Origin of the sequence: Pantoea sp. R13S299, assembly GCF_048515925.1 — a bacterium.
GTDB lineage: Bacteria > Pseudomonadota > Gammaproteobacteria > Enterobacterales > Enterobacteriaceae > Pantoea.
Window position 1 is genome coordinate 257506 of record NZ_JBLYEF010000001.1, and the last position, 25865, is coordinate 283370.

Annotated in this window: 21 protein-coding genes and 7 tRNA genes; 3 read left to right on the top strand and 25 right to left on the bottom strand. The window is 54.9% G+C overall.

The window, feature by feature from the left end; all coding sequences use genetic code 11:
- Positions 1 to 62: 62 nt before the first annotated feature.
- The 4 genes from nadD to leuS are packed head-to-tail and all read right to left on the bottom strand — an operon-like array spanning position 63 to position 4924.
- Positions 63 to 707 (bottom strand): nicotinate-nucleotide adenylyltransferase, encoded by a 645-nt coding sequence (gene nadD / locus ACN1CO_RS01305; RefSeq protein WP_419137093.1) that lies wholly within the window; start codon positions 705 to 707, stop codon positions 63 to 65.
- A complete protein-coding gene (gene holA / locus ACN1CO_RS01310) occupies positions 700 to 1731 on the bottom strand; it encodes a DNA polymerase III subunit delta (RefSeq protein ID WP_419137095.1) in 1032 nt (343 codons plus the stop codon). The genes nadD and holA overlap by 8 nt, the downstream gene beginning before the upstream one ends.
- Positions 1728 to 2327 carry an LPS assembly lipoprotein LptE gene (gene lptE, locus ACN1CO_RS01315; protein WP_419137096.1) on the bottom strand — a complete coding sequence of 200 codons (600 nt, stop codon included), beginning with the start codon at positions 2325 to 2327 and terminating at the stop codon, positions 1728 to 1730. Before lptE ends, holA begins: the two co-directional genes overlap by 4 nt.
- Before the next feature lie 14 nt (positions 2328 to 2341).
- Positions 2342 to 4924 carry a leucine--tRNA ligase gene (leuS, locus tag ACN1CO_RS01320; RefSeq protein WP_419137098.1) on the bottom strand — a complete coding sequence of 861 codons (2583 nt, stop codon included), beginning with the start codon at positions 4922 to 4924 and terminating at the stop codon, positions 2342 to 2344.
- Positions 4925 to 5146: 222 nt separating this feature from the next.
- Here leuS and ACN1CO_RS01325 point away from each other — a divergent pair, with 222 nt between their 5' ends.
- Positions 5147 to 5629, top strand: a complete 483-nt coding sequence (locus tag ACN1CO_RS01325; RefSeq protein ID WP_419137099.1) for a zinc ribbon-containing protein — start codon at positions 5147 to 5149, stop codon at positions 5627 to 5629.
- Between the two features lie 45 nt (positions 5630 to 5674).
- Here the strand turns inward: ACN1CO_RS01325 and ACN1CO_RS01330 are convergent, their stop codons facing one another.
- From ACN1CO_RS01330 to miaB, 9 genes are all read right to left on the bottom strand, one after another.
- Positions 5675 to 6400, bottom strand: coding sequence for an amino acid ABC transporter ATP-binding protein (locus ACN1CO_RS01330; RefSeq protein ID WP_013357105.1), 726 nt, complete (start codon positions 6398 to 6400; stop codon positions 5675 to 5677).
- Entirely contained in the window at positions 6401 to 7078 is a 678-nt protein-coding gene (gene gltK, locus ACN1CO_RS01335) for a glutamate/aspartate ABC transporter permease GltK (RefSeq protein ID WP_419137102.1), read from the bottom strand. It lies immediately after the preceding gene.
- Complete coding sequence (locus ACN1CO_RS01340; protein WP_010258960.1) at positions 7078 to 7818, bottom strand: amino acid ABC transporter permease; 741 nt, start codon at positions 7816 to 7818, stop codon at positions 7078 to 7080. The genes gltK and ACN1CO_RS01340 overlap by 1 nt, the downstream gene beginning before the upstream one ends.
- A gap of 280 nt (positions 7819 to 8098) precedes the next feature.
- A complete protein-coding gene (locus ACN1CO_RS01345; RefSeq protein WP_419137104.1) occupies positions 8099 to 8995 on the bottom strand; it encodes an amino acid ABC transporter substrate-binding protein in 897 nt (298 codons plus the stop codon).
- Positions 8996 to 9428: 433 nt separating this feature from the next.
- Positions 9429 to 10952, bottom strand: coding sequence for an apolipoprotein N-acyltransferase (lnt, locus tag ACN1CO_RS01350; protein WP_419137106.1), 1524 nt, complete (start codon positions 10950 to 10952; stop codon positions 9429 to 9431).
- Between the two features lie 4 nt (positions 10953 to 10956).
- Entirely contained in the window at positions 10957 to 11838 is an 882-nt protein-coding gene (corC, locus tag ACN1CO_RS01355; protein ID WP_008925004.1) for a CNNM family magnesium/cobalt transport protein CorC, read from the bottom strand.
- Between the two features lie 82 nt (positions 11839 to 11920).
- On the bottom strand, positions 11921 to 12394 hold the full coding sequence (gene ybeY, locus ACN1CO_RS01360; RefSeq protein WP_419137107.1) for an rRNA maturation RNase YbeY: 474 nt from the start codon (positions 12392 to 12394) through the stop codon (positions 11921 to 11923).
- Complete coding sequence (locus ACN1CO_RS01365) at positions 12391 to 13452, bottom strand: PhoH family protein (protein WP_136198207.1); 1062 nt, start codon at positions 13450 to 13452, stop codon at positions 12391 to 12393. The genes ybeY and ACN1CO_RS01365 overlap by 4 nt, the downstream gene beginning before the upstream one ends.
- Positions 13453 to 13661: 209 nt before the next feature.
- The gene (miaB, locus tag ACN1CO_RS01370) at positions 13662 to 15086 is read right to left on the bottom strand and encodes a tRNA (N6-isopentenyl adenosine(37)-C2)-methylthiotransferase MiaB (protein ID WP_419137110.1); all 1425 of its coding nucleotides are present in this window, start codon (positions 15084 to 15086) and stop codon (positions 13662 to 13664) included.
- Positions 15087 to 15258: 172 nt separating this feature from the next.
- On the opposite strand from miaB, the gene ubiF reads away from it, so the two are divergent.
- Complete coding sequence (ubiF, locus tag ACN1CO_RS01375) at positions 15259 to 16431, top strand: 3-demethoxyubiquinol 3-hydroxylase (RefSeq protein WP_419137111.1); 1173 nt, start codon at positions 15259 to 15261, stop codon at positions 16429 to 16431.
- A 112-nt stretch (positions 16432 to 16543) separates the two neighbouring features.
- Here the strand turns inward: ubiF and ACN1CO_RS01380 are convergent.
- From ACN1CO_RS01380 to nagB, 12 genes are all read right to left on the bottom strand, one after another.
- Positions 16544 to 16618: transfer RNA gene (locus tag ACN1CO_RS01380), tRNA-Gln, on the bottom strand.
- A 28-nt stretch (positions 16619 to 16646) separates the two neighbouring features.
- Positions 16647 to 16721, bottom strand: a tRNA-Gln gene (locus ACN1CO_RS01385).
- A gap of 6 nt (positions 16722 to 16727) precedes the next feature.
- Positions 16728 to 16804: transfer RNA gene (locus ACN1CO_RS01390), tRNA-Met, on the bottom strand.
- A 22-nt stretch (positions 16805 to 16826) separates the two neighbouring features.
- Positions 16827 to 16901: transfer RNA gene (locus ACN1CO_RS01395), tRNA-Gln, on the bottom strand.
- Between the two features lie 35 nt (positions 16902 to 16936).
- Positions 16937 to 17011: transfer RNA gene (locus tag ACN1CO_RS01400), tRNA-Gln, on the bottom strand.
- Positions 17012 to 17033: 22 nt separating this feature from the next.
- Positions 17034 to 17118 (bottom strand) — tRNA-Leu (locus ACN1CO_RS01405).
- 9 nt (positions 17119 to 17127) lie between these two features.
- Positions 17128 to 17204 (bottom strand) — tRNA-Met (locus ACN1CO_RS01410).
- Positions 17205 to 17422: 218 nt separating this feature from the next.
- The gene (gene asnB / locus ACN1CO_RS01415) at positions 17423 to 19090 is read right to left on the bottom strand and encodes an asparagine synthase B (RefSeq protein ID WP_419137113.1); all 1668 of its coding nucleotides are present in this window, start codon (positions 19088 to 19090) and stop codon (positions 17423 to 17425) included.
- Positions 19091 to 19398: 308 nt separating this feature from the next.
- A complete protein-coding gene (locus ACN1CO_RS01420; RefSeq protein WP_090963012.1) occupies positions 19399 to 20151 on the bottom strand; it encodes an HAD-IIA family hydrolase in 753 nt (250 codons plus the stop codon).
- 39 nt (positions 20152 to 20190) lie between these two features.
- Positions 20191 to 21411, bottom strand: coding sequence for a DNA-binding transcriptional regulator NagC (gene nagC / locus ACN1CO_RS01425; RefSeq protein ID WP_419137115.1), 1221 nt, complete (start codon positions 21409 to 21411; stop codon positions 20191 to 20193).
- A gap of 7 nt (positions 21412 to 21418) precedes the next feature.
- Entirely contained in the window at positions 21419 to 22567 is a 1149-nt protein-coding gene (gene nagA, locus ACN1CO_RS01430; RefSeq protein WP_419137117.1) for an N-acetylglucosamine-6-phosphate deacetylase, read from the bottom strand.
- 62 nt (positions 22568 to 22629) lie between these two features.
- On the bottom strand, positions 22630 to 23430 hold the full coding sequence (nagB, locus tag ACN1CO_RS01435) for a glucosamine-6-phosphate deaminase (RefSeq protein WP_419137119.1): 801 nt from the start codon (positions 23428 to 23430) through the stop codon (positions 22630 to 22632).
- Positions 23431 to 23758: 328 nt separating this feature from the next.
- On the opposite strand from nagB, the gene nagE reads away from it, so the two are divergent.
- The gene (nagE, locus tag ACN1CO_RS01440) at positions 23759 to 25795 is read left to right on the top strand and encodes an N-acetylglucosamine-specific PTS transporter subunit IIBC (RefSeq protein WP_419137121.1); all 2037 of its coding nucleotides are present in this window, start codon (positions 23759 to 23761) and stop codon (positions 25793 to 25795) included.
- Positions 25796 to 25865: the final 70 nt, after the last annotated feature.

Below are 25865 nucleotides of genomic sequence, written 5' to 3' on the forward strand. Positions count from 1 at the left end.
GCCGGCTGTAAGCCCGGAGAGTGCAGCCAAAAATTTAAGCGGCGTAGTATATCATGCCCGGATCAGTCGCGATATAAGCCTTCGCGGTCGATATAGTCGATAACTGCCGCGGGCAACAGGTCGTCGCAGGGCTGATTCTGATGGCGACGGCGGCGAATTTCGGTCGCCGAAATGTCATAGAGTGGGGTTTCCGCCAGCCAGACATGGCCTGCGGGCTGCTGATGCAGCTGCCGGATATCCTGAGCAAGGTGCTGATCAAGCCAGTCCTGCATCTCCGGCGAGTCGAACCGGGTCGCATAGCCAGGGCGCTGGCATACCAGCAGATGGCAGAGTGACAGCAGATCCTGCCAGCGATGCCATTTCGATAAGCTCAGCAGGGAATCCTGACCAATGATAAAAGCCAGCGGCTGCTCTGCACCGCGTTCGGCGCGCCAGGCTTCTAAGGTGGTTACGGTCCAGGAAGGCGTGTCGCGTTCCAGCTCACGGGTATCAATCTCAAACAGCGGTAAGCCGCGGATAGCGCAGCGCAGCATAGCAACCCGCTGGGTCGCGCTGGCTTCCGGTTGTGGACGATGGGGCGGCACATTGTTGGGCAGCAGCGTCACACGCTGTAAGCCAGTCTGCTGAGCCAGCGCTTCGACCGGGCGCAGATGGCCAAAATGAATCGGATCGAAGGTGCCACCAAACAGCGCGTGTAACTCAGACATGGGCAAAGCTCGTTGGAAAAGCGCGACTGCTGATCAGCAGCGTCAGAGTCTGTAACTGCGGCCACACCGGTTGACCATAATCCTGCTTCAGGGTGATCTCAATCTGACTCAGCAGATGAATGGCGCGTTGCAGACGGGTGGCATCCAGTCGCTGGAGTGCGTCGGTGAACAGCGCGCGGCGGTTCTGCCAGATGCGCTGCTGATCCATTAGCGTACGCAGCGGTTGCTGGGCCTGATGGCGTTGCAGATGCAGCAGTGTCAGCAGATCGCGCTGCAGGGTACGCAGCAGAATCACCACTTCGCTCTCTTCTTTCTCCAACTGATGCAGGATGTGCAGTGCGCGGCGGCTCTTACCCGCCAGCAGGGCATCCACCCAGTGGAAGGGCGTGAAGTGCGCGGCATCACTGACCGCTTCTTCCACCCGGGGCAGCGTCAGCTTGCCATCCGGCCATTGCAGTGAGAGCCGCTCCAGCGCCTGAGCCAGCGCCAGCAGATTGCCTTCATAGCAGTAACACAACAGCTGTACGGCCGCGTCATCTACCGAGAGTTTCAGCGCTTTAGCGCGATTAACGACCCAGCGCGGCAGTTGTGCCTGTTCGGGCGTCTGGCAGGGCACTAAAACCGCAGAGGCGGATAGTGCTTTAAACCAGGCGCTGTTTTCCTGCGCTTTGGTCAGCTTTGGCATCCGGCAGATCAGCAGAATATCGGCGTGCAGCAGCTGCGAGAGTTTAACCAGCTGCTCGGCCATCGCGGCGTTGGGGCCATTATCGGGGAATTGCAGCGTCATGGTCTGACGCTGGGCAAACAGACTCAGCGACTGGCAGCTGACAAACAGGCTCTCCCAGTCGGTCTGGGCATCCAGCGTAAAACTGAAATGTTCTTCAAATCCCTGCGTGGTTGCGGCGGCACGGATGGCATCCGAGCTTTCCTGCAACAGCAGCGGTTCGTTACCAGCTAACAAATAACAGGCGCGCAGCCCCTCACGGAGCTGCGCGCTGAGTTGCTCAGGATAAATCCTGATCATTGCAGGCTGGTAGCAGAGGAAGAAGGCGCTTCCTGTGAACCCTGACCCGGTACCGAAATCACGGACGCTGGCAGGCTATCTTTGCTGTTCATCTGCGCAGCATGCACCGTCAGCAGTTTACGAACCAACTGTTCAGCCGCGCGCTGACGCATCTCCTGCGTGATCAGATCCTGTTCGGCATCTTTTGCCAACGCCGCATTCGGGTTATCGAAGAACGAACGATAAACCGTGGTACTGATTGGATAGATACCTTTGCCCGGCAACAGAACCTGCGCCGTCAGGGTCATGACCAGCTGATACTCAGCCGAGGTGCCGCTGATAAAGACCGACGCTGTGTTACGTCCCGACATTTCAGGACCCAGACGCAGCGTTGGAATATCGGTGCGGGTCTGCTTGCTGTCTTCAACAATGGTGACATCGTTGATACGCAGTTGCTGACGCACAGTACGTGCCAGCGGGCCATAAGGATCGCCGGTTGAAACAATCAGGGTTTTCAGTTCGCTGGGCACCTGAGTGGTGCCGCGCGGATGAAAACCACAGCCAGCGGTGATCACCACCGCCAGCATGACAAACAGCCTGATAATCGGATGTCGCACAGTTCCTCCTGAACTTAACCTACGACCAGGTTAAGCAGTTTGCCCGGTACATAAATGACTTTACGGATAGTCACGCCGTCCAGATACTTCGCCACCAGATGCTCCTGCGCAGCGCGTGCCTGAACCTGTTCCTGTGTTGCATCGGCGGGTACGGTAATTTTGCCGCGCACTTTACCGTTAACCTGCACCACCACCAGCAGTGAATCTTCAACCATAGCGGCTTCATCAGCAACCGGCCAGCTCGCTTCATCAATGGTGCCTTCGCCACCCAGCGTCTGCCACAGAACATAACAGGCATGCGGGGTAAACGGATAGAGCAGACGGACGATGGCCAGCAGCGCTTCCTGCATCAGGGCGCGATCCTGCTCGCTTTCCTGTGGGGCGCGTGCCAGTTTGTTCATCAGCTCCATGATCGCCGCGATGGCGGTGTTGAAGGTCTGACGACGGCCAATATCATCCGCTACTTTGGCGATGGTTTTGTGCAGGTCACGACGCAGTGATTTCTGCTCGTCATTCAGGCTGTCCACATCCAGCGCCACAGTCGCACCCTGTGAGGTGTGTTCGTAGACCAGCTTCCAGACACGTTTCAGGAAGCGGTTAGCCCCTTCAACGCCTGACTCCTGCCACTCCAGCGTCATATCCGCCGGTGAAGCAAACATCATAAACAGACGCACGGTATCCGCGCCGTAACGCTCAACCATCAGCTGTGGGTCGATGCCGTTGTTTTTCGACTTCGACATTTTGCTCATGCCCGCGTAGATCACTTCGCGGCCCTGCGTGTCCACCGCTTTAGTAATGCGGCCTTTCTCGTCACGCTCAACCTCAACGTCAACCGGTGACACCCAGTTACGTTCGCCATTGTTACCCAGGTAGTAGAAGGCGTCAGCCAGCACCATGCCCTGACACAGCAGACGTTTGGCTGGCTCATTGGAGTTCACCAGGCCTGCGTCACGCAGCAGCTTGTGGAAGAAGCGGAAATACATCAGGTGCATGATGGCGTGTTCGATACCACCCACATACTGATCGACCGGCAGCCAGTAGTTGGCCGCAGCCGGATCCAGCATGCCTTCCTTGTAACTGGCGCAGGTATAGCGCGCGTAGTACCAGGAGGACTCCATGAAGGTGTCAAAGGTGTCGGTTTCACGCAGCGCGGGCTGGCCGTTTACCGTGGTTTTCGCCCACTCCGGATCCGCTTTGATCGGGCTGGTAATGCCATCCATCACCACATCTTCCGGCAGGATCACCGGCAGCTGGTCTTCTGGTGCAGGCATCACGGTGCCATCTTCCAGCGTCACCATCGGGATCGGTGCACCCCAGTAGCGCTGACGGGAAACACCCCAGTCGCGCAGACGGTAGTTCACTTTACGCACGCCCACGCCTTTTGCCGCCAGTGAATCCGCGATGGCGTTGAAGCCTGTTGCGTGATCCATGCCGTTGAACTCACCCGAGTTGAACAGCGCGCCTTTATCCGTCATCGCCGCAGCGCTGACGTCAGGAATTGAGCCATCCAGGTTGAGGATAACCGGCTTGATTGGCAGATCGTATTTAGTGGCAAACTCCCAGTCGCGCTGGTCGTGTGCCGGAACCGCCATCACGGCGCCGGTGCCATATTCCATCAGGACGAAGTTGGCAACCCAGACCGGGAGCAGCTCGCCGGTCAGCGGATGAATAACAGACAGGCCGGTCGCCATGCCTTTCTTCTCCATGGTCGCCATATCGGCTTCGGCCACTTTGGTATTACGGCATTCTGCAATAAAGTCAGCCAGTGCCGGATTATTTACCGACGCCTGCGTCGCCAGAGGATGACCCGCCGCGACAGCAACATAGGTTGCGCCGATAAAGGTATCCGGACGGGTGGTGTAGACGGTGACTTTCTCTGCGCTCTCCGCCACGTCAAACGTGATTTCGACACCTTCCGAACGGCCGATCCAGTTACGCTGCATGGTTTTGACCTGCTCAGGCCACTCTTCCAGCGTATCCAGGTCGTTCAGCAGCTCTTCCGCATAATCGGTGATTTTGATAAACCACTGCGGGATCTCTTTGCGTTCAACTTTGGTGTCGCAGCGCCAGCAGCAGCCATCGATGACCTGCTCGTTGGCCAGCACCGTCTGATCGTTCGGGCACCAGTTCACGGCGGAGGTCTTTTTGTAGACCAGACCCTTTTCATACAGTTTGGTGAAGAACCACTGTTCCCAGCGATAGTACTCTGGCTGGCAGGTTGCCAGTTCACGACTCCAGTCATAGCCAAAGCCCAGCAGTTTGAGCTGGTTTTTCATGTAGGCGATGTTGTCGTAAGTCCATGGAGCAGGCGCGGTGTTGTTTTTAACCGCAGCGCCTTCCGCAGGCAGGCCGAAAGCATCCCAGCCAATCGGCTGTAGCACGTTTTTGCCGAGCATACGCTGATAACGCGCGATTACGTCGCCGATGGTGTAGTTACGAACGTGACCCATGTGCAGGCGGCCAGAAGGATAGGGCAACATGGAGAGGCAATAGTACTTCTCTTTACCTTCCTGCTCAGTCACTTTAAACGTTTCGTTTTCATCCCAGTGCTGCTGCACACGGGATTCAATTTCTTCCGGGCGGTATTGCTCTTGCATGGCTGCCTGTGGTCCTTTATGAAAAACATTTTTCTGGCTCTAAGATCCGCATAGCATACCCATAAGGCCGCGTATCAACAACACTTCCCACTTTTGCCGGCACGATTTCTGCCGAAAGCGTCAGCCCCTTCACCCTTTTGTAATTCACTGTACAGACGACACGGCAAAAGCAACATTCCGACTAAACTTAGTTCAGCGCGGGTCTGCATAAAGGAGAACAAAATGAATAAAGTGGCTCAGGAATATCGCGAGTCGTTAGCTGTATTGACCGAACGTCTTCGTCAGGGCGATCGTAACCTTGATGAGCTGATTGCCGGACGGCGAAGCCAGCTGCTGGTGCGCGAGGATATGTCGGAAAGTGAGATTGACCAGGCGCTGAGTTCGGTGCGCCGTGATCTGGGCGAGTTTGCACGCAGCTATACTGATGTTGAAGAACCGCTGGGCGATTCGCTGTTTATGCGCATCATCCGCGAGAGTGTCTGGAAAGAGCTGGCGGATATCACGGATAAGAGTCAGCTGGAGTGGCGTGAGGTGTTTCAGGATCTGCATCACCACGGTGTGTATCAAAGCGGTGAAGTTGTGGGACTGGGCAATCTGGTGTGTGAGAAGTGCCAGTTTACCCGGGCAATCTATACACCTGAAACTTTGTCTCGCTGTCCGGAATGCGGCAACGACCAGTTTCAGCGTCAGCCTTTTGAACCCTGATAATAAAACCTGTGCGGGCCACTCTGCGTGACCCGCACACGTTATTTAGTGCAGAATTTTAGCGAGGAAATCTTTAGCGCGGTCTGACTGTGGATTATTAAAGAAGTCATCTTTGTTGGTGTCTTCGATAATTTTCCCTTCATCCATGAAGATTACGCGATTGGCGACTTTACGGGCGAAGCCCATTTCGTGTGTCACCACCATCATCGTCATCCCCTCCTGTGCCAGTTCAACCATCACATCCAGCACTTCATTGATCATTTCCGGATCCAGCGCGGAAGTCGGTTCATCAAACAGCATCGCGATAGGATCCATACAGAGCGCACGCGCTATCGCCACGCGCTGCTGCTGACCGCCAGAGAGCTGGCCGGGAAACTTCTCAGCATGCGCTGACAGTCCCACACGCTTCAGCAGCTTCAGACCTTTATCGCGGGCCGCCGCTTTATCGCGCTTCAGCACTTTCACCTGCGCCAGCACCAGGTTGTTGATAATGCTCAGATGCGGGAATAGCTCGAAGTGCTGGAACACCATGCCGACCTGACTGCGAAGCTGTGCCAGATTGGTTTTTTTGTTGTTCACCTCGGTGCCGTTTACCGCAATCACGCCCTGCTGAACCGGCTCAAGTCCGTTCACCGTTTTGATCAGCGTCGATTTACCGGAGCCGGACGGGCCGCACACCACCACCACTTCACCGGTTTTGACTTCGGTTGAGCAGTCGGTCAGCACCTGAAAGTGACCATACCACTTAGAAACATTTTTCAGGCTAATCATTTAAACCGTCCTTTTTCTTTTTAGATAGCTGACCAACAGCGATGCGCTCAGGCTGATAACGAAGTAGACCAGACCTGCAAACAGAACCATTTCAACCTGGGTACCGTCGCGCTCACCAATGGTGGACGCGGTACGGAAGAAGTCCGCCAGGCTTAAGACATAGACCAGCGAGGTATCCTGGAACAGCACGATACCCTGCGTCAGTAACAGCGGAACCATCGCGCGGAATGCCTGCGGCAGAATAATCAGTTTCATGGACTGCCACTGCGTCATGCCCAGCGCCAGCGCAGCATTGCCCTGTCCACGGGAGATACTGATGATGCCGGCACGAATGATCTCTGAGTAGTACGCCGCTTCGAACAGCGAAAAGGCGACCATGGCTGAAATCAGGCGGATATCGGTTTTAGGCGACAGGCCCAGCACCTGCTGCAGGAAACTCGGCACCACCAGATAGAACCACAGCAGCACCATGACCAGCGGTACTGAGCGGAACAGGTTGACATAAATTTTGGCGAACCAGCTGATCGGCTTAAAGGTCGACAGACGCATCACCGCCAGCAGGGTGCCCCACAGAATGCCGAACACCACCGCGGTAATCGTGATCTTGAAGGTAATCACTAAACCGTTAAGCAGATAGGGCAGGCTGGGCGCAATCGAACTCCAGTCAAAATCGTACATTACTTGCCTCCCGCATTGCCTGGCAGCCGGACTTTGCGCTCGACCAGACTCATCAACAACATAATCACCAGGTTAATCGCGACGTAGGCCAGCGTAATAGCGGTAAAGGATTCATAGGCGTGCGCAGAATAGTCGAGCAGTTTGCCCGCCTGTGCCGCCATATCGACCAGACCAATGGTAGAGGCGATAGCGGAGTTCTTCACCAGGTTCAGCATTTCCGAGGTCATCGGCGGGACAATCACGCGATACGCATTCGGCAGCAGCACGTAGCGATAGGTTTGCGGCAGGGTTAATCCCATCGCCAGACCGGCATTCTTCTGTCCACTCGGCAGTGACTGAATCGCCGCGCGCACCTGCTCGCAAACGCGGGCGGCGGTAAAAAGGCCAAGACAGATCATTGAAGAGAGGAAGAACTGAATATTGGGGTCCAGCTCAGACTTAAACCACATGCCGAGCTTTTCGCCCACCAGCTCGGGTGCCACCAGATACCAGAAGAAGAACTGGACGATCAGCGGGATGTTACGAAACAGTTCGACATAGCAGGTGCCAATGGTCGAGAGCAGGCGATTCGGCACGGTGCGCAGAATGCCAAAAAATGAACCCACGCAGAAGGCGATAATCCAGGCGCAGCAGGAGACAGCGATCGTCACCTGAAAACCGGACCACAGCCAGCCGAGGTAGGTCGTGTTACCGAACGGGGCCTGTTCGAGGAATATGCCCCAGTTCCAATCGATACCCATAACGAGCTCCGGAAAAAAAGGGTAGCTAAGCTACCCTGAAGATTGATGAACGGCGTTTTATTTCCTGACTCAGGGGAACGACCCGTGTCAGTCTGTCTGTCCATGCCGCGGTTTCAGCAATCGAGAGGGCAGCCAGGCCGCCCTTGTTATACCCGTCGTCATTCAGGCTGAATGTTTGTTGGCCAGGTTTACTCACCCGAAGCACTTACCGGAGTAAGCGCATCCGGAGTCATTCTCCTGCCGCCTCAATGCAACCTGAAATCCATTGGGTATTTTTTTGTTAATTCAGTGCTTTGTCATTTGGCGTTTTGAACAGCGCTTTCATGTCGTCAGACAGTTCAAAGTTCATGTTCAGGTTCTTTGGCGGGATGGGTTTTTTGAACCAGTTCTCAAACCATTTTTCTGCCTGACCTGATGTCTGGGCTTTGGCGATGGTGTCATCCACCAGGGTTTTGAACTGCGGATCATCTTTACGCAGCATGCAGCCATAAGCCTCTTTAGACTGTGGCGTGCCTAAGATTTCCCAGTTGTCCGGCTTTTTGGCTTTGGCGCGTTCGCCAGCCAGCAGGGCATCATCCATCATAAAGGCCACGGCACGACCGGTTTCCAGCGTACGGAAGGAGTCACCGTGATCTTTGGCGCTGATGATGCGCATATCCAGTTTCTGTTCGTCGTTGAGTTTGTGCAGCAGCACTTCAGACGTGGTCCCTGAGGTCACGACGACGGTTTTGCCTTTCAGATCAGCGAAATCTTTGATCGGGCCATCTTTCTTAACCAGCAGACGAGTGCCGATGACAAAAATGGTGTCAGAGAAGGCAGCCTGTTTCTGGCGCTCAAGGTTATTAGTGGTAGAGCCACACTCATAATCGTAGGTGCCGTTTTGCAGCAACGGAATACGGTTTTGTGAGGTGATTGGAATCATTTTGACCTGCAGGTCAGGCTTGTTCAGCTTCGCTTTGATGGCTTCCACGATGGCGTTTGAGTAATCCTGTGAATAGCCGACGACTTTTTGCTGGTTGTCATAATAAGAAAAGGGAACTGATGATTCGCGATGCCCGACCACAATGACGCCATTGTCATTGATCTTCTTCAGGGTGCCGCTGAGATCTTCCGCCTGGGCCGCTCCCGCCGCTGCGCTGATCAGCAGAAGAGATAATGCCACTTTGCGTAGTTGCATGTTCCAACTCCTTCGTATGAAAAAGGCACAGGATATAACCTGTGCTGATTATGATGTTGTGTCTGTTTTCTGCTGCGTTTCTGCTCATTCTGCGGATTAATTGGGCGCAGAAGAGTCACTAACATAGCGGATTGTTAACGCAATGAAACAAAAAAGTTTCTTTTTTGCGAGGTGATCCGCACCAAAAAAAGGCAAATTTCTCACACTGCGCGTTAACGGTGCAGGAGGTGCGACTGTTTTGGTGCAGCCCGCCTCGCGGCAGCGCCTGCAATCAGCCTGTTAGCGAAAAACAGTGAAACATTTTGCAATCATCGTGCCAGAAAGCGGTGCAGGGCGAGAAAGGCAGCAGAGTATGCGGTCAGGGGAGTGAGTTATATCGGGGGAAGAAACAAAAAAGGCGAAGCCTGCGCTTCGCCTTTTAGTGACTGATGAGTTATCGACGTCGGCGCAGCAGGGCTATCAACGCCGCCAGCAGCGTCAGTGACCACACAGGCCAGATGCCAGCCCGCGCATACGGGGTTTCCCCTTGCGTCGGCGTGACCTTGCTGGTCAGCACATCGCGGGTAAACTGCGGCAGCATGGCTTCCACATCACCGCTGGCATTGACCACCGCCGTCACACCATTATTGGTGCTGCGCAACAGCGGACGACCCAGTTCCAGCGCCCGCATCCTCGCCATCTGGAAGTGCTGCCACGGGCCGATAGAGTGACCAAACCAGGCATCGTTCGACACGGTCAGCAGGAAGTTAGTATCAGGATGGAAGTTGGCTCGCACCTGTTCACCCAGCACGATCTCATAACAGATAGCGCTGGTCAGATTGTAGCCCGCTACGCTCAGCTGCGGCTGAAGATAGTTGCCACGACTGAAGGCTGACATCGGCAGATCGAAGAACGGGGCGAGCGGACGCAGCAGATCGGCCAGCGGCACAAACTCGCCAAACGGCACCAGGTGATTCTTCTGGTAACGATTGCCGCTGAAGTAGTTGTACGGCGCCTTACCGCCCAGCACAATCACGGTGTTGTAATCGTGATAACGGTTCTGCTCCAGCCGGGAGTCCACGATACCGGTGACCAGCGAACTGCCGCGTTCACGCAGTTCATCATCCAGCGAACGCAGGAACGGCTGCTGATTACTTTCCAGATCGGTAATCGCCGATTCCGGCCAGATGATAATCGGCGCTTTGCCGATCAGCGGTTGGCTCAGACCGTTGTAAATGCGCAGGGTTGTGAGCAGTTGCTGCGGATCCCACTTCATCGACTGCGGGATGTTTCCCTGCACCAGCGCCACCTCGACGGCACGCTCGGGCATCGGCTGAACCCACTGGATGTAGCGCAACGGCCACGGCAGGGCCAGCAGCAGCAGCGCGGCGACCAGACTTCTGACATTGCGCTGCTGCAGGGCATAGGCCAGCAGACCCGCGACCACCATCAGCAGGAAGGTCAGCGTCTCGACACCCGCCAGCGGGGCCAGGCCTTTTAGCGGGCCATCAATCTGGCTGTAACCAAACTGCAGCCACGGAAAGCCGGTCAGCACCCAGCCACGCAGGAACTCGGTCATCTGCCACAAGGCCGGTGCGGCCAGCGCCAGTCGCCACAGCGTCGTGCGCGGCCAGATGCGATTCAGTACGCCAGCAAACAGCGCCGGGTAGATCGACAGATAAGCTGCCAGCAATGCCACGATAAAGACATTAACCGGGCCAGGCATGCCGCCAAAGGTGGCGACGCTGACGTAAACCCAGTTGATGCCGCTGCCGAACAGACCCAATCCCCAGACAAAGCCGATCGCGGTGGCCTGCGGGCTGGTACGGTTCAGAGTCAGCAACTGTAAGCCGCATAGCGACAGCAGTGCGGCAGGCCAGAAATCATAAGGAGAGAAGGCGAGGGTGCCAACTGCACCCGTTATTAAAGCCAGCAGCAGGCGAACCCGCTGGCGCGGGTAGAGTGAGGCTAAAGCCATAGACTTATTCGTCTTCCAGTTGAGGTTGTGGCGAATTTTCCGGGATAGTCACGTGAACCTGGATGATGCGGCGGCTGTCAGCCATCGCCACCTTGAACTGGTAACCCTCAATCTCGATGCTTTCACCGCGCGCGGGCAGATGGCCGAAGCCCTGCATCACCAGACCACCAATCGTGTCGACTTCATCGTCACTGAACTGGGTGCCAAACACCTCATTGAAATCTTCAATGGCGGTCAGCGCGCGCACGGTAAAGGTGTGACGGTTGAGCTGACGGATATCACGATCTTCTTCATCGTCATACTCATCTTCAATCTCACCGACGATCAGTTCCAGAATGTCTTCAATGGTCACCAGACCGGAGACACCACCAAACTCATCAATGACGATCGCCATGTGGTAGCGCTGGGAACGGAACTCTTTCAGCATCCGGTCAACACGCTTACTTTCAGGCACCACCACCGCAGGACGCAGGACTTTCTCAATGCTGAAAGGCTCAGATTCGCTGCTCATAAACGGCAGCAGATCTTTCGCCATCAGAATCCCTTCCACATGATCTTTATCTTCGCTGATCACCGGGAAGCGGGAATGGGCGGATTCGATGATGACATCCAGACACTCTTCGAGGCTCTGATTACGTTTCAGGGTGATCATTTGCGAGCGCGGGATCATGATGTCACGCACGCGCTGCTCCGCAATATCCAGAACCCCTTCGAGCATGTCGCGGGTATCCTGGTCAATCAGCTCTTTGTTATTCGAGTCGCGGATCAGCTCCAGTAACTCATCACGGCTTTTCGGTTCACCGTGGAAGAGTTGGTTGATCAACAGGGAGAAAAATCCCTTTTTACTACTGGGTGCATCGCTGTTTTGAGAATGGTCGTCGCTCATGGCGGTTTTTAAAGATCTCTCTGGTGAGGAATAGGTGCTGTCAGCAAACGGTGCTGACAGCCGGATAGCCAGAATTCAGGATTCAGGCGTCTTCTTTCTCCGAAATGTACGGATCAGGATACCCAAGAGCAAGCATTATCTCGGTCTCCAGTCCTTCCATCTCGTCAGCTTCGTCGTCTTCAATATGGTCGTAACCCAGCAGATGCAGCGTGCCATGTACCACCATATGCGCCCAGTGGGCTTCAACGCTTTTACCCTGTTCAGCGGCTTCCTGCTCAACCACCTGGCGGCAGATAATCAGATCGCCAAGCAAAGGCAGCTCAATGCCCGGCGGCGCTTCAAACGGGAAGGAGAGCACGTTGGTCGGTTTGTCTTTTCCACGATAAGTCAGATTAAGCTCATGACTCTCCGCTTCATCAACCAGACGTACCGTCACTTCGCTGTCGGGCTGGAAAGGGGTGACAGCGGCTGACAGCCAGCGATGAAACTGGCTTTCATCCGGCAGGTCCGCGCTGTTTTCACAGGCGACCTGCAGGTCGAGAATGACCTCGCTCATTTGTTCTCCTGCGTGGCGCTCTGTGCAGCCAGGGCTTCGCGTTTACGCTCTTCGGCCTGCTGGTCGCGACGGGTCTGATCGGCCGCTTCCCAGGCTTCATAGGCGGTGACGATGCGGGCAACCACCGGATGGCGCACCACATCTTCGCTGTGGAAGAAGTTAAAGCTGATCTCTTCAACGTCCGCCAGCACCTCAATAGCATGACGCAGGCCTGACTTAACGTGACGCGGCAGGTCAATCTGGGTGACGTCGCCGGTGATCACTGCTTTAGAGTTAAAGCCGATACGCGTCAGGAACATCTTCATCTGTTCGATGGTGGTGTTCTGGCTCTCATCAAGAATGATGAACGCATCATTCAGGGTACGACCGCGCATGTAGGCCAGCGGGGCAACTTCAATGACGTTGCGCTCCATCAGCTTTTCTACCCGCTCGAAGCCAAGCATTTCGAACAGCGCATCGTAGAGTGGACGCAGATAAGGGTCGACTTTCTGGCTCAGGTCGCCTGGCAGGAAGCCGAGCTTTTCACCCGCTTCAACGGCAGGGCGGGTCAGCATGATGCGGCGAATCTCCTGACGCTCCAGCGCATCGACGGCTGCGGCGACCGCCAGATAGGTTTTACCGGTACCGGCCGGGCCGACACCAAAGGTGATGTCGTGGTCGAGCACGTTGGCAATGTACTGGGCCTGGTTTGGCGTGCGCGGTTTAATCACACCACGCTTGGTCTTGATATTGACCGCTTTACCGTACTCCGGCACGCTTTCGGCCGTTTGCTCCAGCACCCGGCTCTCTTTGATCGCCAGGTGAATCTGGTCAGGCTCGATATCCGGGATCTCACCACGCATCGGCGCGGTGTCGACATACAGGGTTTTCAGAATATCTGCGGCGGCATTGACGCAAAGTGGACGTCCCACCAGCTTAAAGACGTTGTCGCGACGATTGATCTCAATGCCCAGACGACGCTCAAGTTGTTTCACATTGTCGTCGAAAGGCCCACACAGGCTCATCAGTCGACGGTTATCAGCCGGTTCAAGGGCGATTTCACGAGTTTCGATATTCAAACGAATCCTTTGGGTCACTCAGGGCCAGTTATGGGATGTGTCTGACGCACCGTTGGGCTTAACCGGATGCACCATAACGAAATTATTTATGCCGTAACGCCTGGGCGCAAGCTTAAGGAGAGATATTTGGGCGACACTGTCAGAAACCAAGTGGCGCAAAATGAAATTGGCGGCAACGCGATGCGCGCTGCCGCACAGTATAGCAGGCATCACGGCTGGAACAGGCTCACGCCGATTTCGTTTTCTTTGCGGGTACGGGCAATCACTGACGCCGGACTTTCCGCCATACGCAGCCCCATCTCATCTTCTGTACGCACCAGTATGCCGCGCAGCGAGTTGGTATAGACATCGACGATTTCCACATCCACAAAGCGGCCAATCATCTCAGGCGTGCCTTCGAAATTAACCACACGGTTATTTTCGGTGCGGCCAGAGACTTCCATGACGTTCTTGCGGGAGATACCTTCCACCAGAATACGCTGCACGGTGCCCACCATGCGGCGACTGACCGCCTGCGCCTGCTGGTTGATGCGCTCCTGCAGGATCCACAGACGCTGCTTTTTCTCCTCTTCGCTGACATCATCCGGCAGGTCAGCGGCTGGCGTGCCGGGACGGGCCGAGTAGACAAAGCTGAAGCTGACATCGAAATTGATTTCGGCGATGAGCTTCATGGTCTGCTCAAAATCCTGCTGCGTCTCACCGGGGAAGCCGATGATGAAGTCGGAGCTGATCTCAATATCCGGGCGCGCCGCGCGCAGCTTGCGGATAATCGACTTATATTCCAGCGCAGTATGAGCACGCTTCATCAGCGTCAGAATACGGTCTGAGCCACTCTGAATCGGCAGGTGCAGGAAACTCACCAGTTCTGGGGTATCACGGTAGACCTCGATGATGTCATCGGTGAACTCAATCGGGTGGCTGGTGGTGAAACGAATGCGGTCGATACCGTCGATGGCGGCCACCAGGCGGAGCAGCTCAGCGAAGGTACAGATCTCACCATCAAAGGTGGCACCGCGGTAGGCATTGACGTTCTGCCCGAGCAGGTTAACTTCACGCACACCCTGCGCCGCCAGCTGCGCGATCTCCAGCAGAATGTCATCGCTGGGACGGCTCACTTCCTCACCGCGGGTGTAAGGCACCACGCAGAAAGTACAATATTTGTTGCAGCCTTCCATGATGGAGACAAAGGCTGTCGGACCTTCTGCACGCGGTTCCGGCAGACGGTCGAATTTCTCGATTTCCGGGAAGCTGATGTCGACCACCGGGCTTTTGGTGCCGCGCACGGTGTTGATCATCTCAGGCAGGCGATGCAGTGTCTGCGGACCAAAAACGATATCGACGCAGGGCGCACGCTGGCGGATATGATCCCCTTCCTGCGACGCCACACAGCCCCCTACGCCGATAATCACATCCGGATTGCGCTCTTTAAGTTTTCTCCAGCGTCCCAGCAGGTGGAACACCTTCTCCTGCGCTTTCTCACGAATAGAACAGGTGTTAAGCAGCAGAATATCCGCCTCTTCAGGGACCTCGGTCAGCGTATAGCCGTGCGTACTGTTCAGCAGATCAGACATCTTCGATGAATCATACTCATTCATCTGACATCCCCAGGTTTTGATATGCAGTTTTTTTGTCATCGCGCTAGCCATTGATTCAGTGCAGTGAAGTGAGGGGCGCGTATTGTAATGCTTTGATGCTGTGGTGACCAGCCTGAGGGCTTTTCTGCCAGCCATCGCGTTTTCCGGTACACTTTGCTCTATTCAGACCCGTGTTGCGCAGGCTGGCGGGAATCAGAGAAGGACATAATCAATGCAGGATAATCAGTTTGATGTCGTGATTGTCGGCGGTGGCATGGTCGGTGCTGCGCTGGCATGTGGACTGACACAGCAACATTTTCGCGTGGCGGTGATCGAGCGTGCCGAACCGGCACCGTTTGATGCCGACAGCGATCCCGATCTGCGCATTTCAGCGATCGGCTCCTCCTCGGTGGCGTTGCTGAAGCAGCTCAACGTCTGGCCCCGGGTCGAAGCGATGCGCAGCGCGCCCTATCGCAGGCTGGAAACCTGGGAGTGGCAGACGGCGCAGGTGAGTTTCGATGCGGCTTCGCTGGGGCTGCCCGAGCTGGGCTTTATGGTCGAGAACAGCGTGCTTCAGCGGGCGTTATGGGAAGAAATGCAGTCGCTGGGCGTGACATGCTTTTGCCCGGCCACGCTGGAGAACCTGCAGCCAGAAAATGGTGGCTGGCGCGTTGATCTCGATGACGGCGTGGCCTTACACACCCGGCTGGTGGTTGGCGCAGATGGCGCGAACTCTCAGGTGCGGCAGATGGCGGGCATCGGGATTCATGGCTGGAGCTATGCGCAGTCCTGCTTACTGATCAGCGTGACCTGTGAACATCCGGCAGGGGACGCCACCTGGCAGCACTTTACGCCGCAGGGGCCGCGCGCTTTCCTGCCGCTCTATGGCAACCGGGCCTCACTGGTCTGGTATGACGCGCCCGCAAGAGTGCGTCAGCTGCAGGCGATGCCGATGGCTCAGCTGGAAAAAGAGATCGCCAGCCACTTCCCGGCGCGATTAGGGCGTTTCAAAGCCCATGCGGCGGGTGGCTTCCCGCTGGTGCGCCGTCATGCGTCACGCTATGTCCTGCCGGGACTGGCGCTGGTCGGAGACGCTGCACATACCATTAACCCGCTGGCCGGGCAGGGCGTGAATCTGGGCTATCGCGATATCGATGCGTTGATTGATGTGTTGGTCAGTGCGCGCGGTGCGGCTGAAGACTGGGCGTCGGAGCGGATACTGCAGCGCTATCACCGGCAGCGTCGTAAAGACAATATGCTGATGCAGGGCGGAATGGATCTGTTTTACTTTGCCTTCAGCAATCAGCTGGCACCCCTGCGTTTCGCGCGTAATCTCGGACTGATTGCTGCCGAGCATTCCGGCGTACTGAAGCGGCAGGTATTGCGATACGCACTGGGTTTATAGCCGATTGCGCATTGAGGCTCGCCGCGGGGCGGGCCAGCAATCATTAAGAGTGGAAAGTTTGGGAAGGTACAAAAACAACAAAGCCCGCAAAAGCGGGCCTGGTTGTGCAATTTGGCTGGGGTGCAGGGATTCGAACCCCGGAATGCTGGTATCAGAAACCAGTGCCTTACCGCTTGGCGACACCCCAATAATGGGTTTTTCAAATTGTCTTTGTATGGCTGGGGTGCAGGGATTCGAACCCCGGAATGCTGGTATCAGAAACCAGTGCCTTACCGCTTGGCGACACCCCAATTATATGGTGGCTACGACGGGAATCGAACCTGTGACCCCAGCATTATGAGTGCTGTGCTCTAACCAGCTGAGCTACGTAGCCAAATTGTACTGCATTTCAATGATGGCTGGGATACCTGGATTCGAACCAGGGAATGCCGGTATCAAAAACCGGTGCCTTACCGCTTGGCGATATCCCATTCGTCCGTTCTCAGCATACAAGAATCATCGAAATTGGCTGGGATACCTGGATTCGAACCAGGGAATGCCGGTATCAAAAACCGGTGCCTTACCGCTTGGCGATATCCCATCCACGCTGCCGAATAATGAAATGGTGCGGGAGGCGAGACTTGAACTCGCACACCTTGCGGCGCCAGAACCTAAATCTGGTGCGTCTACCAATTTCGCCACTCCCGCAAAAAAAGATGGTGGCTACGACGGGAATCGAACCTGTGACCCCAGCATTATGAGTGCTGTGCTCTAACCAGCTGAGCTACGTAGCCATCTTTTTTTCGCGTTACCTTCATCGGCGTTGCGGGGCGCATTATGCGGAGTTGACCAGACAGCGTCAACAAGTTTTTTACCGTTTTTTGCCAGATAATTGCTGTTTGACTGGCTTATAACCAGCCTGGCGGTTTATTCGGCAATTTTTCAGTGAATACAATGCTAATCGTAAAAAAAATGGGCCGCAGCGGGCCCATTCTGGCGGCTCTCTGTCAGCTTATTTGTAAGCTGACTGATGCACACCCACGGCACGTCCTGATGGATCGTCCATGTTTTTAAACGCTTCATCCCACTCAATCGCTTTGGCAGATGAACAGGCGACCGATGGACCACCAGGCACACACTCTGCCGCGCTTGCTAACGGGAACAGCTCTTCAAAGATCTCACGATAGAGATAAGCCTCTTTCGAACCCGGCGTGTTGAACGGGAAGCGGAAGTGGGCGGTGGCCAGCTGCTGATCGCTGATTTGTTTCGCAGCGACTTCTTTCAGTGAGTCGATCCAGCTGTAACCCACGCCATCCGAGAACTGCTCTTTCTGACGCCACGCCACGCTCTCCGGCAGGTAAGAGGAGAAACATTCACGCAGAATGTGCTTCTCCATTTTACCGTTGCTGCCACACATTTTGTCGGCCGGGTTGATACGCATTGCCACATCCAGGAATTTTTTATCCAGGAAAGGTACGCGGGCTTCAACGCCCCAGGCGGACATTGCCTTGTTGGCACGGGCGCAGTCGAACATATGCAGCGCCTGCAGTTTACGCACGTTTTCTTCGTGGAACTCTTTGGCGTCTGGCGCTTTATGGAAATAGAGATAGCCGCCAAACACTTCGTCTGCACCTTCGCCGGACAGCACCATCTTAATACCCATCGCTTTGATTTTACGCGACATTAAGTACATCGGTGTAGAAGCGCGAATGGTCGTGACGTCATAGGTTTCAATGTGATAAATCACATCGCGAATCGCATCCAGACCTTCCTGCACGGTGAAATGAATTTCGTGGTGCACAGTGCCCAGATGTTCCGCCACGGTTTTCGCCGCTTTTAAATCGGGTGAACCTTCCAGTCCCACCGCGAAGGAGTGTAGCTGCGGCCACCAGGCATCACTTTTATCCTGATCTTCAACCCGCTTCGCCGCGAAACGCTTGGTCACGGCAGAAATGATGGAGGAGTCCAGACCGCCTGACAGCAGCACGCCGTAAGGCACATCGGACATCAGGTGGCTTTTCACAGACTCTTCCAGCGCGTGTTTCAGGCCAGCGGCATCGGTGGTGTTGTGCTCAACGTTTTTGTATTCCATCCAGTCACGCTGCCAGTAACGACGGATCTCGCCATCGGTGCTGGAGAGGTAGCTTCCCGGCGGGAACTCTTTGATCGAACGACAGGCTGGCACCAGCGCTTTCATTTCTGATGCAACAAACAGGTTGCCGTGCTCATCGTTACCCATATAGAGCGGGATGATGCCGATGTGGTCGCGGCCAATCAGATACGTTTTTTTAACGGTGTCATAGAGGATAAAGGCGAACATGCCTTCCAGCTCATCGAGGAAATCGACACCTTTCTCCTGATAGAGCGCCAGAATGACTTCACAGTCAGAACCGGTCTGAAATTCGTATCGATCGCTGAGTTCAGCGCGCAGTGCCTGATGGTTGTAAATCTCGCCGTTGACCGCCAGTACGTGGGTGTGATCAGCGTTATACAGCGGCTGTGCGCCATTGTTAACGTCAACAATTGAGAGGCGTTCATGCGCCAGAATAGCATGGTCATCCGCATAGACGCCTGACCAGTCCGGGCCGCGATGACGCATTAAGCGTGAACATTCCAGCGCTTTTTTGCGCAGCTCAACAGGATCGGTTTTCAGATCCAGCACACCAAAAATTGAACACATAACTGACTCCTGAGCTCACCTTACGGCGATGTTATCTTTTACGTTTGTCCGGCAGCCTGACGCTGCGTGATACATAAGAAAATGCGCTATTTAGTGCATTCAATGCAAGAGTAATCGTGATTTACTGATAAAAATATTGCTCACATGGCAATAAAATTGAATAAACGATAATTTAAATGTTGTTTTGTTGTTGGATCTGCAATGGAATGGGTTTTGTGAGCAAAAAACAGGCAGCAAAAGCAGAGGGGAATGGGCATAAATGGGGTGACGCATCACAGATTAGCCGGATGCGTCATAAGAGAAATGAATCAGAACAGGTCAATGTCGGCAACAGAAGGGTAGATCCAGTCCGGACGGAACGGCATGGCATCAATATCACTCAGCGTCGAGACGCCGGACAGCACCAGTACCGTCTCCAGACCCGCCTGAAAACCAGCCAGAATATCGGTGCGCAGGTTGTCACCGACAATCACCGTCTCTTCCGAGTGGGCCTGCATCTTGTTCAGCGCGGCACGCATAATGTAGGGGCTGGGTTTGCCGACCACAAACGGGCGACGGCCAGAGATCTTCTCAATACCCGCACAGAGCGCGCCACAGGCGGGAATAAAACCGCGCGCATGCGTATCCGGGTTAGTGGCAATAAATCGGGCGCCGTTAGCCACAAAGAAGGCCGCTTTATGCATCATGTCCCAGTTAAACGAACGCGTTTCTCCGACGATGACAAAATCAGGATTCACATCGGTAATGGTAAAGCCCGCTTTGTAGAGTTCATGAATCAGCGCGCCTTCACCAATCACATAGGCCTTTTTGCCTTCCTGGCGGCGCAGGAAGTCGGCTGTAGCCATCGCAGAGGTATAGAAAACAGATTCAGGGACTTCTACGCCAGCCGAAGCAAACCGGTTAGCCAGATCCTGCTCGGTCTGCGAGGGATAGTTCGTCAGCACCACCAGCGGCATCTCTTTGGCCAGAATACGCTGTAAAAACTCCTGTGCGCCGGGAACGGCCGTGTTGTCGTGCATCAGCACGCCATCGATATCACAAATTACGCTTTTAATGGTCATAGTCAGATCCGATGTGGCCCGCCAAAGCAGCGGGTTAGCTTAGTCTTCCAGAAGATGTTGCAGCAGAATGCCGTTAAGCATGGCACGTTTAGCGAGCGCAAACGCGCCAATCGCAGAACGATGATCCAGAGTGGAACGCACCACCGGCAGATTTTTACGGAAGGCCTCTAAGGCCTGGGTATTGATGCAGCCCTCAATCGCGGGCAGCAGCACTTTTTCTGCCTCAGTAATCTCACCCGCCAGCACCACTTTTTGTGGATTAAACAGGTTGATCGCAATCGCGATAGCTTTGCCGAGATAACGACCCACGTGCTCGACCACTTCGCAGGCCAGTGCATCACCGTGATTAGCCGCTTTACAGATGTGAGACATCTGGCACGCTTCCAGCGTCAGCGTGCTGGGATGGCCCTGACTCAGCAGATGTCGTACCCGATTCTCAATGGCGCCGTTGGCGGCAATGGTTTCCAGGCAGCCAAAGTTGCCGCAGTGACAGCGCTCGCCAAGTGGGTCGACCTGAATATGGCCGATCTCGCCGACGTTGCCGTTGCTGCCGAGAAAGATATGGCCGTTGGCAATAATGCCGGCACCGGTGCCACGGTGTAAACGCACCAGGATCGAGTCAGCACAATCGCGGCTTGCACCGAAGTAGTGCTCAGCCAGCGCCAGGCTACGAATATCGTGACCGACAAAACTGGTGACGTTGAAACGTTTTTTCAGGCTGGCGACGAGCGGCCAGTGGCTGACAGAGATGTGCGGCATATAACGGATCACGCCGTTAATCGGATCGACCAGTCCTGGCAGAATGACAGAAATCGCGATCAGCTCACGTATCTTGCGCTGGTGCTGTTCAATGAAGCCGCTGATGGCGTTAAACAGCGCATGTTCCAGCGTCTCCTGAGTGCGTTCCGGCAGCGCATAATCTTCCTGCGCCAGCGATTTACCGCTGAGGTCGAACAGAGTCAGGGTGGCATCGTTGCGGCCGAGGCGAACCCCGATGGTATGGAAATGGCGGGTTTCAGTGATAATCGAGATGGCGCGGCGACCACCGGTAGACGCCTGCTGGTCTACCTCTTTGATCAGGCCGCGCTCAATCAACTGGCGGGTAATTTTGGTGACGCTGGCGGGGGCGAGCTGGCTGAGTTCGGCAATCTGAATGCGCGATATCGGCCCCTGTTGGTCGATCAGCCGGTAAACCGCTGCACTATTGAGTTGCTTAACAAGATCGACATTTCCTATTTGAGACTGGCCGCCAGTGGTCATTCAGTGCTTACTCGCTCAGGACGTCGTCTCCGTTGACAAACGTCTTAATGATTTTAAAGTCGCGCGTAAACACAGTCAGGTTCGCGATTTTTCCTGCTTCGATCGAGCCCAACCGTCTTTCCACGCCCATCGCCCGTGCCGGGTAGAGTGATGCCATGCGTAACGCTTCGTCCAGTGCGATGCCCACATGCTCGACGCTGTTTTGTACCGCTTCAATCATTGTCAGGGCAGAACCACTTAATGTGCCGTTTTCATCGACACAGAGCCCATCGCGATAATAGATTGTTTTACCTGCAAAAATAAACTCACTGATGTCAGCGCCAGCCGGTGCGGTGGCATCCGTTACCAGTATCAGTTTGTCGCCTTTAATGCGTTTTGCATTCCGTACGTTAGCGTAATGTACATGTAAACCATCCGCAATAATGCCGCAGTATACATCAGGCGAATCAAACAGCGCACCGATAAGGCCTGGTTCACGTCCGGCAAACACCGGCATGGCGTTATAGAGGTGGGTTGCGAAACTCACGCCAGCAGAAAAGCCCGCTTTCGCCTCTTCATAGGTCGCATTCGAGTGACCCGCTGAGACAATGATTCCGGCGTCGGTCAACTGACGAATCACATCGCTGCCGGCGTTTTCGGGTGCCAGGGTGACTTTAGTGATGACGTCGGCGTTGTCACAGAGATACTGCACCATCGCGGGATCGGGCAGACGAATCAGCGCCGGATCGTGGGTGCCTTTCTTCGCCTTACTCAGCCACGGGCCTTCCAGATGCAGACCCAGCGCCTGATGCTGATGCTTCTGCAGATAAGCGCGCATGGTTTCAATCGCCCGCTTCATCAGAGCGTCGCTGCTGGTGATCAGCGTGGGTAAAAAGCTGGTGCAGCCAGACTTTTCATTGGCGCGCTGCATCGTTTCCAGCGTCTCAATGCTGAGCGCATCCAGGCTGTCATTGAACTGCACGCCACCGCAGCCATTAAGCTGCAGATCGATAAAGCCCGGCGCAATAATCGCACCCGCCATATCCCGCTGCTCAATATCGGCCGACAGCGATTCCCGTGGGCAGACGCGCGCAATATGCCCGTCAGCCACTACGACGGCGTGATTATCCAGAACCTCATGGCCGCTGTAGATTCGACCGTTTACTAATGCGTACATCTCTCTTCTCCCGTCCTGGCCCGCTGTCACTCAGCGTAACAGCAGGGCAAGACAATATTCTGTTACACGCCTTTCATATTTTCCGCTTCCATTTCGCGGAAATATTTCACGGTTTTCACTTTCAGTTCCATGGTGGCTGGCTCATCACAGACCACAACCGATTTCGCATGCAGCTGCAGGCAGCTGATGGTCCACATATGATTCACGTTGCCTTCAACCGCCGCCTGCAATGCCTGCGCTTTAACATGGCCGGTAACCAGAATCATCACTTCCTCAGCATCCAGCAGCGTGCCGACGCCGACCGTCAGGGCATATTTAGGCACCTGATCAACATCGCCGTTAAAGAAGCGAGAGTTCGCCACGCGGGTGTCATGGGTCAGGGTTTTAATACGGGTACGTGAAGCCAGTGAAGAAGCCGGTTCGTTAAATGCGATATGACCGTCGTTGCCGACACCGCCCATGAACAGGTGAATTTTACCCAGTGCGAGAATTTTCTCTTCGTACTGACGACATTCTGCGTCAATATCGGGCGCATTACCATTCAGCAGGTTGATATTTTCCGGTTGAATATCAACGTGATCGAAGAAGTTGCGATACATGAAGCTGTGATAGCTTTCGGGATGCTCTTTTGGCAGGCCAACATATTCGTCCATATTGAAGGTCACGACATGTTTAAAACTGACCTGGCCCGCTTTGTGCATATCAATCAGGTGTTTGTACGCCTCCAGTGGCGTGCCGCCGGTAGGCAGACCCAGAACAAACGGTCTGTCCGCTGTCGGGTTAAACGCATTGATGCGGTTAACAATATGTCGGGCGGCCCATTTACCTACCTGGGTTGGCGTCGCTAAAGGAATCAGTCTCATGTTTCACCTCATTAGAAAATGGAAAGGGGATCGCTAAACCGTTGCGTTAGTCATCAGCCTGAGCAGATTATCTATTCTCGCTGCGGGCGGAGCGTAATTCAATATTTCGGATCATAAAATAAGTTTGGGGTCATAGCCAGATGTTGCCGTATGAAACGATGTTTTTTAGTGATAAAAATCACAGTTACACTGGTTTTAATTTGCGAGGCGAATTAATTTATCATTACACTTCGCTGCGTGATATGAAGTGTATTAACGATCTTTGCAGCTGACATAACAACATTAAGCGGCGCAAAGCGACTAGTCAGGCTCATAGGGGGAAGGGGATATGTTAGGTTACTTACAAAAGGTGGGGCGCGCACTGATGGTGCCGGTAGCAACCCTGCCAGCAGCAGCAATATTGATGGGGGTAGGCTACTGGATCGACCCAGACAGCTGGGGTGCCGGTAATGCGCTGGCTGCATTACTGATCAAGTCCGGTTCTGCCATCATCGAAAACATGTCAGTGTTGTTTGCGATTGGTGTCGCCTATGGCATGTCGAAAGATAAAGATGGTGCCGCAGCCCTGACTGGCTTCGTCGGATTCCTGGTGGTTACCACGCTCTGCTCACCAGCCGCGGTGGCGATGATACAGAAAATTCCATTGGCGCAGGTACCTGTGGCGTTTGGCAAAATTAACAACCAGTTCGTCGGTATCCTGGTCGGTATCCTGTCAGCGGAAGTTTATAACCGCTTCAGTCATGTCGAGCTGCCGAAAGCCCTCTCCTTCTTCAGCGGACGGCGTCTGGTGCCGATTCTGGTCTCGTTCCTGATGATCCTGGTCGCTTTTATCCTGATGTATATCTGGCCGGTTATCTTTAACGGGCTGGTCAACTTCGGTGAACATATCCAGAAGCTCGGCTCTGCCGGTGCCGGTATCTACGCCTTCTTCAACCGTCTGCTGATTCCGGTCGGTCTCCATCACGCCCTGAACTCCGTGTTCTGGTTTGACGTTGCAGGCATTAATGACATTCCTAAATTCCTTGGCGGTGCGCAGTCACTGGCTGACGGAACCGCAACCGTAGGTATTACCGGCCGTTATCAGGCGGGCTTCTTCCCGATTATGATGTTTGGTCTGCCGGGTGCGGCACTGGCCATCTACCACTGTGCGCGTCCTGAGAACCGCGTCAAAGTCGGTAGTATCATGCTGGCCGCTGCATTTGCTGCCTTCTTTACCGGTATCACCGAACCGCTGGAGTTCTCCTTCATGTTCGTGGCACCGGTGCTCTATCTGATCCACGCCGTGCTGACCGGACTCTCTGTCTTCATCGCAGCCAGCATGCACTGGATTGCCGGATTTGGTTTCAGCGCCGGGCTGGTGGATATGGTCCTGTCGACCCGTAACCCGCTGGCAACACACTGGTACATGCTGATTCCGCAGGGCCTGGTCTTCTTCGTGATCTACTACGTGGTGTTCCGCTTCACGATCAAAAAATTCAACCTGATGACGCCGGGCCGTGAGCTGGCGGTTGCCGGTGATGAAAGTGATGGCTATGACGTCAACGTGGATAAAACAGATAATGGTGAAACGGCCACTGAATCGCTGGCGCGCCGTTACATTGGTGCGGTAGGGGGTTCAGCGAACTTAACCAGCATCGATGCCTGTATCACTCGTCTGCGTCTTAACGTGAATGATTCCGCTCAGGTTAATGAAGGTGTGGCGAAGCGTCTGGGCGCATCCGGCGTGATTCGTCTTAACAAACAGAGCGTGCAGATCATCGTGGGCACCCAGGCAGAAAGTATCGCCTCGGCCATGAAAAAAGTGCTGACCAAAGGTCCGGTTGCTGCAGCGGCTACCAGCAGTGCACCCGCTGAGCCGGTTCAGCAGGACGTGAAACCGCAGGCAGTACTGAACAGTGAGAAGCGTGTCATTGCGACCCTGCTGGCACCGGTAACGGGCGAAGTGGTCGCGCTGGATGATGTGCCGGATGAAGCCTTCGCCAGCAAAGCGGTGGGTGACGGTCTGGCGATCAAGCCCAGCGACAAATGGGTAGTGGCACCGATTGCCGGTACGCTGGTGAAAATCTTCAACACCAATCACGCCTTCTGTCTGGAAACGGACAATGGTGTAGAGATTGTGGTGCACATGGGGCTGGATACCGTGGCGCTGGAAGGTAAAGGCTTTACCCGTCTGGTTGAAGAGGGGGCCACCGTGGTCGCCGGTCAGCCTGTGCTGGAAATGGACCTTGAATTCCTGAACGCGAACGCCCGCTCAATGGTGAGTCCGGTCGTGGTCAGCAACAGCGATGATTTCGCCGGGCTGACGTTACTGGCTCGCGGCCAGGTGGTAGCAGGTGAAACCCCGCTGTATGAAGTGAAAGGCTAATCCCCGCAACAGAACCCCACAGGCAGGAAGCGATTCCTGCCTTTTTTGTTTTAAAGGCTTAACAAACGGT

Excerpts from the sequence above, each read along its gene's own strand:
- nadD (WP_419137093.1), bottom strand. The coding sequence starts at position 707 with ATGTCTGAGTTACACGCGCTGTTTGGTGGCACCTTCGATCCGATTCAT.
- miaB (WP_419137110.1), bottom strand. The coding sequence starts at position 15,086 with ATGACAAAAAAACTGCATATCAAAACCTGGGGATGTCAGATGAATGAG.
- ACN1CO_RS01340 (WP_010258960.1), bottom strand. The coding sequence starts at position 7,818 with ATGGGTATCGATTGGAACTGGGGCATATTCCTCGAACAGGCCCCGTTC.
- nagC (WP_419137115.1), bottom strand. The coding sequence starts at position 21,411 with ATGACCACTGGCGGCCAGTCTCAAATAGGAAATGTCGATCTTGTTAAG.
- lnt (WP_419137106.1), bottom strand. The coding sequence starts at position 10,952 with ATGGCTTTAGCCTCACTCTACCCGCGCCAGCGGGTTCGCCTGCTGCTG.
- nagE (WP_419137121.1), top strand. The coding sequence starts at position 23,759 with ATGTTAGGTTACTTACAAAAGGTGGGGCGCGCACTGATGGTGCCGGTA.
- ubiF (WP_419137111.1), top strand. The coding sequence starts at position 15,259 with ATGCAGGATAATCAGTTTGATGTCGTGATTGTCGGCGGTGGCATGGTC.
- asnB (WP_419137113.1), bottom strand. The coding sequence starts at position 19,090 with ATGTGTTCAATTTTTGGTGTGCTGGATCTGAAAACCGATCCTGTTGAG.
- ACN1CO_RS01420 (WP_090963012.1), bottom strand. The coding sequence starts at position 20,151 with ATGACCATTAAAAGCGTAATTTGTGATATCGATGGCGTGCTGATGCAC.
- ACN1CO_RS01325 (WP_419137099.1), top strand. The coding sequence starts at position 5,147 with ATGAATAAAGTGGCTCAGGAATATCGCGAGTCGTTAGCTGTATTGACC.
- nagA (WP_419137117.1), bottom strand. The coding sequence starts at position 22,567 with ATGTACGCATTAGTAAACGGTCGAATCTACAGCGGCCATGAGGTTCTG.
- corC (WP_008925004.1), bottom strand. The coding sequence starts at position 11,838 with ATGAGCGACGACCATTCTCAAAACAGCGATGCACCCAGTAGTAAAAAG.
- ACN1CO_RS01345 (WP_419137104.1), bottom strand. The coding sequence starts at position 8,995 with ATGCAACTACGCAAAGTGGCATTATCTCTTCTGCTGATCAGCGCAGCG.
- nagB (WP_419137119.1), bottom strand. The coding sequence starts at position 23,430 with ATGAGACTGATTCCTTTAGCGACGCCAACCCAGGTAGGTAAATGGGCC.
- leuS (WP_419137098.1), bottom strand. The coding sequence starts at position 4,924 with ATGCAAGAGCAATACCGCCCGGAAGAAATTGAATCCCGTGTGCAGCAG.
- holA (WP_419137095.1), bottom strand. The coding sequence starts at position 1,731 with ATGATCAGGATTTATCCTGAGCAACTCAGCGCGCAGCTCCGTGAGGGG.
- ACN1CO_RS01330 (WP_013357105.1), bottom strand. The coding sequence starts at position 6,400 with ATGATTAGCCTGAAAAATGTTTCTAAGTGGTATGGTCACTTTCAGGTG.
- gltK (WP_419137102.1), bottom strand. The coding sequence starts at position 7,078 with ATGTACGATTTTGACTGGAGTTCGATTGCGCCCAGCCTGCCCTATCTG.
- ybeY (WP_419137107.1), bottom strand. The coding sequence starts at position 12,394 with ATGAGCGAGGTCATTCTCGACCTGCAGGTCGCCTGTGAAAACAGCGCG.